At 62.9% G+C, this 12,662-nt stretch carries 10 protein-coding genes; 9 read left to right on the top strand and 1 reads right to left on the bottom strand.

The window, feature by feature from the left end:
* Positions 1-102 precede the first annotated feature (102 nt).
* The 8 genes from GT571_RS08945 (at position 103) to GT571_RS08910 (ending at position 8,483) form a co-directional block, all read left to right on the top strand.
* A complete protein-coding gene (locus GT571_RS08945) occupies positions 103-1,416 on the top strand; it encodes a glycoside hydrolase family 140 protein (protein WP_161156764.1) in 1,314 nt (437 codons plus the stop codon).
* A 336-nt stretch (positions 1,417-1,752) separates the two neighbouring features.
* Positions 1,753-3,297, top strand: coding sequence for a helix-turn-helix transcriptional regulator (locus tag GT571_RS08940; RefSeq protein ID WP_161156763.1), 1,545 nt, complete (start codon positions 1,753-1,755; stop codon positions 3,295-3,297).
* Positions 3,298-3,365: 68 nt separating this feature from the next.
* Positions 3,366-3,863: a helix-turn-helix domain-containing protein gene (locus GT571_RS08935; RefSeq protein ID WP_099431658.1), complete on the top strand. Its 498-nt coding sequence runs from the start codon at positions 3,366-3,368 to the stop codon at positions 3,861-3,863.
* 20 nt (positions 3,864-3,883) lie between these two features.
* Complete coding sequence (locus GT571_RS08930; protein WP_099431659.1) at positions 3,884-4,735, top strand: IS3 family transposase; 852 nt, start codon at positions 3,884-3,886, stop codon at positions 4,733-4,735.
* 164 nt (positions 4,736-4,899) lie between these two features.
* A complete protein-coding gene (locus GT571_RS08925) occupies positions 4,900-5,349 on the top strand; it encodes a hypothetical protein (protein ID WP_117637196.1) in 450 nt (149 codons plus the stop codon).
* 20 nt (positions 5,350-5,369) lie between these two features.
* Positions 5,370-6,929: a zinc ribbon domain-containing protein gene (locus tag GT571_RS08920; RefSeq protein WP_161156762.1), complete on the top strand. Its 1,560-nt coding sequence runs from the start codon at positions 5,370-5,372 to the stop codon at positions 6,927-6,929.
* Positions 6,930-7,005: 76 nt separating this feature from the next.
* Positions 7,006-7,761, top strand: coding sequence for a hypothetical protein (locus GT571_RS08915; protein WP_117634531.1), 756 nt, complete (start codon positions 7,006-7,008; stop codon positions 7,759-7,761).
* Between the two features lie 35 nt (positions 7,762-7,796).
* Complete coding sequence (locus GT571_RS08910; protein ID WP_117634529.1) at positions 7,797-8,483, top strand: hypothetical protein; 687 nt, start codon at positions 7,797-7,799, stop codon at positions 8,481-8,483.
* Between the two features lie 79 nt (positions 8,484-8,562).
* Here GT571_RS08910 and mgtA read toward each other — a convergent pair whose 3' ends face one another.
* The gene (mgtA, locus tag GT571_RS08905; protein WP_161156761.1) at positions 8,563-11,331 is read right to left on the bottom strand and encodes a magnesium-translocating P-type ATPase; all 2,769 of its coding nucleotides are present in this window, start codon (positions 11,329-11,331) and stop codon (positions 8,563-8,565) included.
* A gap of 435 nt (positions 11,332-11,766) precedes the next feature.
* Between mgtA and pyrE the strand changes: the two genes are divergently transcribed.
* Positions 11,767-12,447: an orotate phosphoribosyltransferase gene (gene pyrE, locus GT571_RS08900; RefSeq protein ID WP_117655467.1), complete on the top strand. Its 681-nt coding sequence runs from the start codon at positions 11,767-11,769 to the stop codon at positions 12,445-12,447.
* Positions 12,448-12,662: the final 215 nt, after the last annotated feature.

The raw sequence follows: 12,662 nt of genomic DNA, 5'->3' as shown, positions 1-12,662 counted from the left end.
TTCGCCCGCGAGGGTTTGCCAAGCGGCGGGGGCTTTCGCGCGGGGTTATCGCGAAAGCCCCCGGCGGTTCGCAAATCCTTTATCAAACGAAAGGACATGCAGATGAGTTTGGGAAAGCTGACCGTCAACGGTCGCCAGGACGGCTTTTTGTGCGAGGGCAAACCGTTCTTCTGGTTTGCCGATACGTGCTGGAGCGCATTTACGAGCATCGCCGAGGACGACTGGGATTACTACCTGACCCGCCGTGCCGAGCAGGGCATGAACGTGCTGCAGATCAACACGCTGCCGCAGTGGGATCGCTGCTGTCCCGATCTGGGCATTTGGCCCTATGCCAGCGAGGACGGCGTGCACTTTGATTGGTCCTGCCCCAACCAGGCGTATTGGGATCGTGCCGCCGCCATGTGCCGCGCGGCCGTCGAGCACGGCATTCGTCCGGCGCTCGTGCTCATGTGGTGCAACTACGTGCCCGGTACCTGGGGTGCCAAGATCGCCGAGCGTTGCGGTGCCGAGATTATGCCGCGTGAGGAGGTTCGCGCCCACGTTGCCCGCGTTGTCGAGAACCTGGGCGAGTTCGACCCTGTCTACGTGGTGACGGGTGATACCGACTTTGCCGGTGACGAGGCGATCGCCTATTACGAGGACGCGCTCGACGAGGTCGTCAAGCGCGCGCCCGAGGCACTGCACACCATGCATATCAACCGCGGTAACCGCACCATTCCGGCGCAGTATCTGGACCGTCTGGACTTTTATATGTTCCAGCCCGGCCACAACTACGAGGGCCAGCCCGAGGCATGGCGTCTGCCGCAGGACTTTATCGCCAGCTATCCCAAAAAGCCGATGGTCAACTCCGAGCCTTGTTACGAGCAGATGGGTGCGTCGCGCAATGTGTACTGGCGCTTCACCGCGCAGGATTGCCGCGCGAGCGTATGGTCGTCGATTCTTGCCGGCGCCAGTGCCGGCGTAACTTACGGCGCACACGGCGTTTGGAACTGGCAGACATCGCGCAGCCAAGGTTCGGTGCTGGGCGAGGGCTTTGACATGCCGTTCCGCTGGCAAGAGTGCCTGCAGTTTGCGGGTGTGTGGGACTTTGGCGCGATCGAGCACGTGCTTGCCGCCCTGGGCGCTACGGCTGCCGACGATGCACTTGCCGTGGTTCCGGCGCAGGAGCTCCTCGACGACGCGCGCGAGGCCATCCGTGTGGCGCGCGTTGGCGATCGCGTCGTCACGTACCTGCCGCGCACCACGGCGCTCAAGTTTAAGCTCGACGGCGCGCGTAGCTGGACGGCGACGGTCCTCGACATGGAGGACAAGCGCATCGCAAAGCTGCCCGTCCGTGACAACGGTGACGGCACCGTGCGCGTGGCGCAGCATCCCTTTGAGCACGACGCGCTGGTGATCCTGGCCCCCGGGCGCTAACGGCTCTTCTCCAACATTTACAACCCAGTCCCTTTCATTAGGCTGCGACGGAATGGTTCCTGCATGACGGCTTTAAGCTGCCAAGGGGAGCCATTCCGTCGCACCCTTTGTTTACTCATTGGGGACGTACTTAAATGAGTGCTTAAATGAGTGGCAGTTGGGGACACTCTTTGTCGAGCTAGAGACCGCGCGCCCCTTCTGGGTCATGCGGCTCAAAATCGCGGCGTCATGCGGACGGCTGGGGTCGAATTTGCAACATTTCGAACTTGGCTTCGATATTGAGATTGGTTCTTTATTAAAATGGTGTTCCGGACAACAAAGCGGGTGGGGGTTACCATGAGGGACCTGGGAGACACAACCGCATATTTGCGCCGGGGCATGCGGGAGATTCTGTGCCTAGCGCTGTTCTTCTTCACGTTTTTGGCGTGCGAGTATTTCTTTGATGCGCGCATGGCCGAGTTCGTGCCATCGAGTGAGGTCGTCATCTACGAGAGCATCGTTGTCGGCGCGAGCGTGATTGGCTTTTTCGTGCGCCCATTTCTGTACTATCGCCGTCCCCAGACGATCGATGCGACGAGCGATATTACGGGCGTGCTGTTGGTATCGGCGTTGCTGCTGATGATTATGGCAGTGCGGTTTGAGGTAGTAATTGCCGGCGGCCTGGTGGCGTGCTGCGCCCTGGGCTATTGCGGATCGACCGCCCATGCCAATCTTGCGCGGCGTTTTGCGCAGACGCCCTGCCTGGCGCGCGCCGTGGCGGTTTCCTATGCTGCGGGCATTTTGGTGCAGGTGCTCAACCATATGGTGATGCCTGCGGGCATTCCCCAGCAGTCTGTTCTCATTGCCTGTGCGATCGCGCTGGTGGGGCTGCTTCACGGTGCCCGCCGCGCTAAATTGCGTGATGAGCCTGCGCCCGAGTTCGAGGTCGGGATTGCCGAGCTATCGGTCGATGCGTCGGAGCGTGGCGCCAGGTGGCACGATGACCCCGAGGCAAAGGCGGCCTTTCAGGGCGCCGTGGTGCGTCTGACGGTGGCGACCGCTTGCCTCACCGGCGTGTTCGCGGCCCTCAATGCCGGCCTTACGACCTCGCATGCCGCTGGCGCTATCGATCTGGGCGACTGGCCGCGCTTGCTGCTGGTTGTGAGCGCCCTTGCCGCCGGCGTCCTGTATGACCTGCGTGGGCGTTCGTATATGAATATCATCATGACGTGCGCCGCCATGCTGTCCACGCTCTCGTTCTTTGTGCTTATCACCGATGGCAACGGTGGCAACACGCTTGCCGCCACGATTATCTTTTACCTTGGCACGGGCTTTTTCGTGGTGTTCTTCACCGCGAAGTTCGCCGCGATTTCGATGTATGCCCGCTGGGCGTATCTGTGGCCGTGCATGGGCCGTGTTATCAACAACGTTTGCTCGATACTCGTGACGGCTCCGGCGGTGGCGATTATCTCGAGTCAAAACGTGCTGGCGGCAGTGAGCGTCGTGCTCGTGCTGTTTGTCGGCATCGCGATTTCGCTGTTAGGGCAGTTTAGACAAGACGGTGAGGGCGAGGCGACGCACGGCGGGCTGGCGCTTGCCACCGACGATCTTGGCGTGAGCTGTGAGCCCGGCCAGGCCGACACGGTGCCCCTGGAGGCGCCGGAACTTTCGTTTGACGATCGGATCGATGGCTTCGTTGCCGCCTTTGGGCTCACCAAGCGCGAGCGCGATGTTCTGGAGGCGCTGGTCGTTTCGGACGACAGCGTGCAGGACGTGGCGGCGGCACTCTTCCTTTCGCGCTCCACGCTCTATCGCCACATCGCTTCGATCAACAAAAAGACCGGTGCCTCCTCGCGCGTAGCCCTCATCAACTTCTTCTGGTCCTGGACACCCCAAGACTAGCTAACCACCACAAAGGGGACAGTGAACTGCCTCCCATTTCTTGGACATCGGGAAATGGGAGGTTTTCCATGAGTATAGACCTCAGGGTGAAGCACGACCTGGAGTCCAGGAGGCGGGCCGTCGAGCTCTTCGACGCCGGCGTCGGCTGCAAACCGGCGGCAGAGGCCCTGTCCGTCCCCCGCGAGACCGTGAGAGAATGGCAGTGGGTATACCGGGCGTTCGGAAGCGAGGCGCTGCTGTCCATGGGCGGGAAACAATCCAGGTACACATTCGAGCAGAGGGTCGCCGCGGCATCGGCCGTGGTCGACGGCGGGATGGCGAAGACCGACGCCATGGCCGAGTTCGGGATCAGGTCGAAGTCCCCGCTGGAGCGCTGGTGCAGGCTCTACCGCGAGGGCGGCGCCGAGGCGCTGCGGCCCGGACCGAAGGGCAGGCCGAGGGGGTCGAGGTCGAAACCCCGGGCCCGCACCCGCGAGCAGGAGCTCGAGGAGCGCTGCCGCAGGCTCGAGGCCGAGGTCGCCTACCTAAAAAAATTGCGCGCCCTGGTCGAGCGGGACGGGCTCTGACCAGGGCGGCGGCCGAGGCGGTGGGGGCGCTGAGGGCGGAGGGGCACTCCCTGCGCCACCTGCTGGAGTGCTCGGGGCTCAGGAGGTCGACCTACTACTACGCGCTGGCGCACCCGCGGAGGCCGACCAGGCCCGAGCTGCGCGACGCCGCGGCCGAGATATTCTCGCGCACCGCCAACGGCTGCGGGCACCGGCAGATAGCCATGTGCCTGCGCGCCGAGCTGGGCGCGGTCGTGGCCGACAAGACCGTGCTCAAGATGATGCGCGAGATGGGCATCCGGTGCGGGATACGCCGCCGGGGCTCCCGCCGCCGGTACAGCTCCTACAGGGGGCTCGTGGGGAGCACGTTCGAGAACGTCATCGCGAGGGACTTCGGCGCCGAGGGGCCGTGGCAGAAGCTCGGCACCGACGTCACCGAGTTCAAGGTCGCCGGCGCCAAGGCCTACTGGGCCCCGGTGCTCGACTTCTGCACGAAGGAGATCGTGGCGAGCGACATATCGACCTCGCCGGACCTCGCCCAGCAGCACAGGATGCTCGACCGGCTCCTCGAGGCCCTGCCCGACGGGGCGGCACCGACCATGCACTCGGACATGGGCTGGCAGTACCAGCACGAGTCCTACACCTCCAGGCTGGAGGGGGCGGGCATCACCCAGAGCATGTCGCGCAAGGGGAACTGCGTCGACAACGCCGCCACCGAGCAGCTCTTCGGCCACGTGAAGGACGAGTTCTACCGCGGCAGGGAGTGGGGCAGCTTCGAGGACTTCAAGCGCGACCTGGAGGAGTACATAGTCCATTGGAACACGCGGCGCAGGCAGGTAAGATTGAAGGGCCTGACGCCGGAGGAGTTCCGGGACCGGGCCCTTGCGGCGTAGTCGCTATTTATTCAGTCCAAGTTTCGGGGCGCAGTTCACAGGCACCTTTGTGGTGGTTTTTTACCTGCAAAAATATGAATATGAGACATTTGTCACCTGCCGTTTTGGTGCTCAAAGGCATATGAATGTGATGCTGAGCAGAGCAGAACGGAGGGGGTGCACCTATGGCGTCTCGGGGTTGCGCGTCTAATAAAATTGCGGGCGCGCTTATCGCCGTGGTGGTCTTTGCCGCGGCGGTGACACTCATGCGAGTTTACGTTGCCGGCGAACATGGCGCTCAGGGAAAGACTGCCGCGCAAGTGTCGCTCAACGATTGCGCTGCCGTTCCGGTGGCGGTCAAGCTTATCGAGGACGGGGAGGCGCGGACGGCCTATGAGACCGACGATGACGAACTGGTCGCATCGACTTTTGCCGCGCTCGATGGCTGCACCGTGGGGGATGCGGTGGATGAGCGGACGAGCGATGCCGGCCGAACGCTCGTCTTTGTCTATACGGATGGCTCGGAGCAATCGGTAGAACTTGAGGGCAAAAACATCGTGCTCGATAAGACGGCGTATCGACTTAACGGTGCCGATGAGTTATGGCGGCAGCTTGCCGCAATCAAAAACAGCTAACGAAATTAGGGATGTACGGGATGAGTGACTTGAGATTCTGCCCGGCGTGCGGGGCGCAGCTGCCTCGGGTCGCCGGCGTGCCGGTGCGATTTTGCCCGGGGTGCGGCGTCCGACTTGAGGGCGTTGTGGGCTACTCGGGCGCCGTGGGGGCTACAGATGGGGCGACTGCCGATGACGATGCGGACGAAGGCGGCGACCCGAGTGTGGACGCGCCGGCGGATGCGCCGGTGGAGACTGCCGGCGTCGCGTCGTCTCGTGGCGCAGCCACGACGGATGCGCCTCACATCGGTGACCTTGAGCTTCATGCCGCATGCGATACCTCTGGCGGCCAGGCGCTCGCGCAGGTGACGCTGCCGCGGGGCTGGCATATCGAAGAAGCGCATCTTGAGCGCAGCGGCAGTTTCGACTGCCCGATTTCGGTTGGCGTGACGGCGGCGGGTCCGATGGGTGAGCGGATTATGTACCGCTCCGAGCTCTGCTACGTGGATGCGGGCGCCGTTGCCAAGCGTATCCCCACGCAAACCGAACGCAAGGTGTTTGTGCACGTGGAGGCAGCTTGCGACGAGCTGGCTCAGGCCTGTGCAGCACGGCTGGGCGCGCGGGCAGAGGTTGTTGCCGAGCAACCGTACCCATCGAGCGCGGCGGTCGATATCGAGCGCGAGCGTGCCCGCGTAAAGCGCGAGGCGGCAAACGACTTTGCAATCCAGGGCTTTTCGATGGAACCGAGTGATGTGGTCTATGAGTGCCGCATGCGTCGATATCGGCTCACGGGCGCTCCGGTGCCCACCGAGCTCGCGGTGGCGGCCAAAGTCGAGGGCTATATGTTTTCAATCGGCGGCGTCGCGGGTTCTATGGGTAAAGGTGTTGCCGCTGGGGCCGAGGCGCTGCTGGGCGCGGGCCTTTCGAGTGGGCTGATCGGCGGTGTTTTGGGCAAGCGCCTGCGCGAGCGCCAGGCGGCGGCAGCGGCGGGACAGGGCGTCGCGCAAGAACAGCCCACGGGTCGAGACGGTTGCCCGGACGGAGCGTCGTTCGAGCTGGGCGCGGCCGACCTGCTGCAGTGGCGTATCAGGGACAGCTTCTGTTTGGTTGCGCCAGAAGGTCGCCTGGACGAGGCAGCCACCACGGCGCTTGCATCAATGGCGTCGACTCTGCGGCTCAATCCGGCGATTGCACGCGAAGCGTCAGCTCAAAAGCAACAGATGGTGCTTGAGCAGCGCCAACGCACGCAGATGAACATTGCCCAGCAGCAACAGCAGTTTGCAGCCTGGCAACAGATGCATGCCTCGCAACAGGCGGCGTTCGACAGCTACCAGCAGGCGTGGTTCGATCGCAGCGACCGTCAGCACGCCGCGAATATGGCTGCCAGCGCCGCCAATTTTTCCAGCGCGGGCGTAGGCACGGGTGCGGCCTCGTATTCCGATGCCATTCGCGGGGTCAACCATTACGTCAGACCCGACGGCACCGATGTCGAGGTCTCGGTGATGGCCGACCAGGCCTGGGTCAACGGTTCGGGCGATGTGATCGGTACACGCGATGGCTTTGAACCCGGTTTTGGCTGGACGGAGCTGCCTCGTCAATAGCGTGAGGCGGCTTATGTGTGAATCGATGCCAGGTGTGTTTCTCGGCATTGTGATAAAGAACGGGAAAGGAACAATGATGAGGGAGACGGTACTTTCGCGCACGGCATTTGTCGCGGCGGCGGGAACGGCGCTGCTGACGCTTGTGGGGTGCGGCGGACAGCGGACGCAGGATGCGACGGGTTTTAACGACGACCGCCCGGTAAAGGACAAGATGGACGCGGGTGCGACGTCGGGCGATTCCGGCGACGCGGACCGCGGCCCGGGCGCGGACAGCGGCTCGGCGGATGCGTTCGATACGTGGTCGGATGATTGCTGGGATGCGCACCGCAACATCAGCATCGCGGCGCTCCTCGAGCTTAAGGGCTGGCAGTTGCAGGAGTTTGCCTCGCAGCAGGGCTATACCTGGCAAGACGCGCTCGAGATGTACGAGGACGAGGCGGGACACGTGCTCAGCGTCTGCAATATCAGCAAGGACGGCGCGACCGAATGGCTCGGCGAGGACGAAATCGGAAAGCTCGACAAGGGCGGCACCGGAAGCACCGTGATGTTCACGCTGCAACTTTCGGGCTATTCGAGCTGCGAGGATGTTATCGCGGGCTTTTCCGTGCCGGTCGAGGACCGGGCGCAGATTACTTCGGGCTCATGGATCGCGTGCGTATACGGTTCCAACATGGCGCGGCACGTTGCCATGGCGAGTCCGATGGAAAACGGTGACTACCGCTTGGATCTCATTACCGAGGAGGCTATCAAGACCGGTAGGTTTACCCAGGGCGGCGGTGCTCCGACGATAGACGAGTTTTGGCAGGAAAAGACTGGACGCGCGCTCGGCTAGGTGCGACGTGGCCAATACCATAGCGAGGAACGAACATGATGAATGAAGTGACGATGAACCGTGCGGCCTTTGTGGCAGGCGCGGGTGCGCTGGCTTGTGCGCTGGCTGGCTGCTCGGGCGGATTGGGCGGCGCGGGCGGTGCCAAGAAGGCGACCACGGCGGACGCCGCCTGTGTAGACGACAACGCCAACGTGACGGTCTATGCTGCGATCAACTTGGACGGCGCCGACCTGGTGCGCCTGCTCAAGCATCAAAACTATGAGTGGCAAGGCGAGAGCGTGGGCTACGGTGCCGCCGATGACGCGGGACTTTTCGCTTTTACCTTTTCTAAGATTTCGGATGACGTGGACGAACTTGCGAACAGCGCGATACCGCTTTCGGAGTCCGAGTACGAGGAACTTGAGCCGGGCGGCGGAGACGATAGCGTGGCGATTTTGCTCTCGGTGGGCGGCTATACGACGGGCAATCGTGCGCTCACCGGCGCAATCGGCGATGCGGCGATAGTGCAGGAGAAGTGCACAATCGACGATTCCGTGTATTGGCTGGTCAAGGCGCTCGACGGCAGCCGTTACGTGATTTCGGCCTACGACACCGAAGATGATGGCGACAGCGCGCATGACATCTATATCTATAGTGAGTCTTTTATTCACACCGGTTATCTGAGCGGCGGCGACCAAATCGATATTGACGAACTCTGGAGCCGCCTGACCAATGCCTCGTAGCGCACCAAAACCACCACAAAGGGGACAGTGAGGCGGGACTTTTTGACCGCCTGATGGGTCGAGCGTCACAACTCGTGCGTTACAGCAGCTCGCCGTGGCGGGCGATGTAGCGGCGCTTGGCCAGTTGGGTGAGCGCGATGTAGGCGGCGACAATGCCGATGAGCAGCGCGAAGAAGATTGGCGGCAGCGGCATGAGACCCAGCGCATCGGCGATGGGGCTTGCCGGTAGCCAGGTGACGAGCACCAGGCCCAGCACGGTGAGGAGGCACAGCGCGGGCGCGGCGTGGTCGCGCGGGCGTGGCAGGCGCGGGGAGCGCAGCATGTGGACCACGAGCGTCTGCGACCACATGGACTCGACAAACCAACCGCTCTGGAAGAGCGCCGTAAAGGCCGCCATGCCTGCGACGTCGCCTATAGCGGCAAGCTCTGCCCAGCTTGCGCCCACGGCGGCGGGGCACACCACAAAGAAGAGCGCGGCGAAAGTCACGATATCAAACAGTGAGCTCACGGGACCCAACTCGAGCATAAAGCCCTTAATGGACGCGGCATCCCAGGCACGCGGACGGGCAGTCCAGGCGTCATCGACGGTGTCCCACGGCAGCGCGATGCACACGATCTCGTAGACCAGCGACAGCAGCACCAACTGCAGAGCGCTCATGGGCAAGAATGGCAAGAACAGGCTCGCGACGGTCACGGATAGCACGTTGCCAAAGTTGGAGCTCACCGTGGTCTTGAGGTACTTGAGCAGGTTGCCGTAGGTGCGGCGGCCTTCGATGATGCCGCGCTCGAGCACGCCCAGGTCTTTCTGGAGCAAGATGATGTCGGCGGATTCCTTGGCGATGTCGACGGCGGAGTCGACCGAGATGCCGCAGTCGCTCGCGCGCATGGCGGCGGCGTCGTTGATGCCGTCACCCATAAAGCCCACGGTGTGACCGAGCAGCTCGCGCATGACGCGCACCAGGCGCGCCTTCTGCAGAGGCGAGAGCTTGGCGAAGAGGTGGGTGTTCTCGGCGCGCTCGGCAAGTTCGGCGTCATCGAGCGCATCGATCTCGGAGCCGAGCAAGACGTTGCTCGCGTCGATACCGATCTGTTCGCAGACGGTGGCGGCGACGCGGTCGTTGTCGCCGGTCAGGACCTTGACCGCCACACCCTTGGCCTCGAGCGTGGCGACGGCGCCCGCGGCACTCGCCTTGGGCGGATCGAGGAAGGCCAAAAAGCCCATCAACACCATGTCGCATTCGTCGGCAATGCCAAACTCGCCCACGCAGCGCGGATTGGTTTTCTGCGCCACGGCAATCACGCGCAGGCCCTCGGCGTTGAGCCCGGCGACCTGCTTGCGAATCTGGGCGAGCTTATCTTCGGTAAGCGGCTGGGCGGCGCCATCGACCTCGACAAAGGAGCAGATCTCGAGCATTTCCTCGGCAGCTCCCTTGGTGACCATCTGGGTTTTGCCCTGGGCGTCGGCGACAACTACGCTCAGGCGGCGGCGCGAGAAATCGAAGGGCACCTCGTCGACCTTGGTATAGCGGTCGCGCAGGCTCTGGCCCAGCATAGAATCGGGCACGACGGTCGAGGGCGTCACATCGGCACGGTCGATGACGGCCAGGTCGATAAGGTTTTTGAGGCCGGTCTGGAAGAAGCTGTTCAAAAACGCATGGCGCAGCACGCGCGCATCCTCGTTGCCGTCGGTGTTGAGGTAGCGCTCGAGCACGATGCGGTCTTCGGTGAGGGTGCCGGTCTTGTCGCAGCACAGGACGTCCATCGCGCCGAGGTTTTGGATCGCCGGCAGCTCCTTGACGATAACCTGGCGGCGGGCGAGGTCCTTGGCGCCCTGCGACAGGCTCGTGGTCACGATGACGGGAAGCATCTGCGGCGTGATGCCCACGGCCACGCTCGTGGCGAACAGCAGCGCGTCGATGACGTTGCCCTTGGTGGCGGCGTTGATGGCAAAGACGGCCGGCGCCATAACGAGCATGAGGCGTACGAGCAACATGGAGACGCTCGAGACGCCGCGGTCAAACGCGCTCTTCTCGCCGCGCCCGTTGAGTATCTTGGCGATGCCGCCCAGGTAGGTGTCCGAGCCGGTGGCAACGACAAGCGCCATGGCGGTGCCGTTTTGCACGGAGGTGCCGGTAAAGACGATGTTCTTGCAGGCAGAGAGTGGTAGCGCGGAGCCGTCGGCACCCTCGACGACGGTGATGGCAGCGGTCTTCTCGACGGCCTCGCTCTCGCCGGTGAGTGCGGACTCGATCACAAACAGGTCGCGCGCGGTGATGATGCGGGCATCTGCCGGCACCATGTCGCCGGCAGAGAGGCGGATTACATCGCCGGGGACGAGCTCGTCGAAGGGGATCTCGACGCGCTCGCCGTCGCGCAGGGCACAGCAGGTGCTGGAGACCAGGTCCTTAAGGGCCTCGGCCGCATTGCCGCTGCGGGCTTCCTGGATAAACTTCATGCCGCCCGATACCAGCAGCATGATGCCGATGACGATGACCGTGGAGGGGTCACGCTGCAGCTCGGGCACGGCGAGCACGTCGATGTAGAGCGAGACCAGTGCGAGGGCGGCGAGGATGCCAGCGAAGGGATCGACGAACGCGTCGGCGATGCGGCGGGCGAGCGTCTTGGTCGGCGCTTCGATGGTGTTGGGGCCGACGGCGCTCAGGCGCTCGGCGGCGTGCTCGGCGGTGAGGCCGTCGGCTGTGGCGTCGAGCAGCACGAGGGCATCCTCGGCGCTATGGGTGGCGGCGAATATGGTGTTCTTGGACATGCCGGTATGAGCGGCGGGGCGCGCCGTGCGGCGGCGCTTGGAGATGGCTTCGAGTACCGTGGCGGTTTTGAGCATCAGCATAGGGTCCTCCTTGTTGAAGGGAGTTAGCGTACGTGTCGTATGTGCTTCAAAAAACCTAGATGTCGCTCACGTCATGCTTTCGAACCACCACAAAGGGACAGGCACCTTTGTGGTGGTTTTGACGATCGGCTGTTGGCGCTTATGCGTGCGCGGAATCCTCGCGGCGTGCCGAGGGCGACATGCAGGTTTTTCGACTATGACTGCCTTCCATGGCACACCTCCTTAAGGCCGGGCGCGGCGCGCTTTGGGTATCTCGTACCCGTTACAATCCGCCCGTATTCTTGATGAGGGGGTTTGCCGTGTCAACCCCAATGTTTGGAAAACCATTGCCCCTGACAAAGCCTTTACAGAATGCCGAGGCCCCAAAGCGCGCCCGCAACGCGCCCTGCCTGCGCTAAACTGGAAGGCACGTACGCGATTACGAGAGGAGCCCGCATGGAGGCTTACAAGCAAGAGTTCATCAAGTTCATGGTTGAGTCCGACGTTCTTAAATTCGGCAGCTTTACGCTCAAGAGCGGCCGTCAGTCCCCGTTCTTTATGAACGCCGGCGCCTATGTGACGGGCTATCAGCTCAAGAAGCTGGGCGAGTATTACGCCCAGGCCATCCACGATAACTTTGGCGACGACTTTGACGTGCTGTTTGGACCGGCCTACAAGGGTATTCCGCTGGCCGTCGTGACCGCAATTGCCTACCACGAGCTGTACGGCAAGGAGGTCAAGTACTGCTGCGATCGCAAGGAGGCCAAGGACCACGGCGCCGACAAGGGCAACCTGCTGGGCTACGAGCCCCAGGACGGCGACCGCGTGGTCATGGTCGAGGACGTCACCACCAGCGGTAAGTCCATCGACGAGACCTATCCCAAGGTCAAGGCTGCTGCCGATGTCGAGATCAAGGGCCTCATCGTGTCCCTCAACCGCATGGAGGTCGGCAAGGGTGGCGTGACCACCGCGCAGAAGGAGATCGAGGCCAAGTACGGTTTCCCCGTCGCGAGCATCGTCTCCATGGCCGAGGTCGTCGAGACCCTCTACAACCACGAGATCGACGGCAAGGTCGTCATCGACGACGAGCTCAAGACCGCTATCGACGCCTACTACGAGCAGTACGGAGCACGTTAGTTACGGCGTTTTACCAAACGCCGTAACTGCTCGACGCTGCAAACCCGCCAGAGCGGCAATCTGCCTTTCAACTTCGGCGGCATGACCAGAAGGTCAATGCCGCCTCGTTTCAAGGCACCTTGCTCGCCCTGGCGGGTTTTCGCTCATATGACCCAATCCGCTGTCAAGAGCCACAATGGCCCCGCCGACCGCTTGCAATCGGTCGGCGGGGCCTG

The organism is Collinsella aerofaciens, from assembly GCF_009876115.1.
Lineage (GTDB): Bacteria > Actinomycetota > Coriobacteriia > Coriobacteriales > Coriobacteriaceae > Collinsella > Collinsella aerofaciens_N.
The sequence above is the reverse complement of the archived record's forward strand: the minus strand, read 5'-3'. Positions and strand labels throughout refer to the sequence as shown.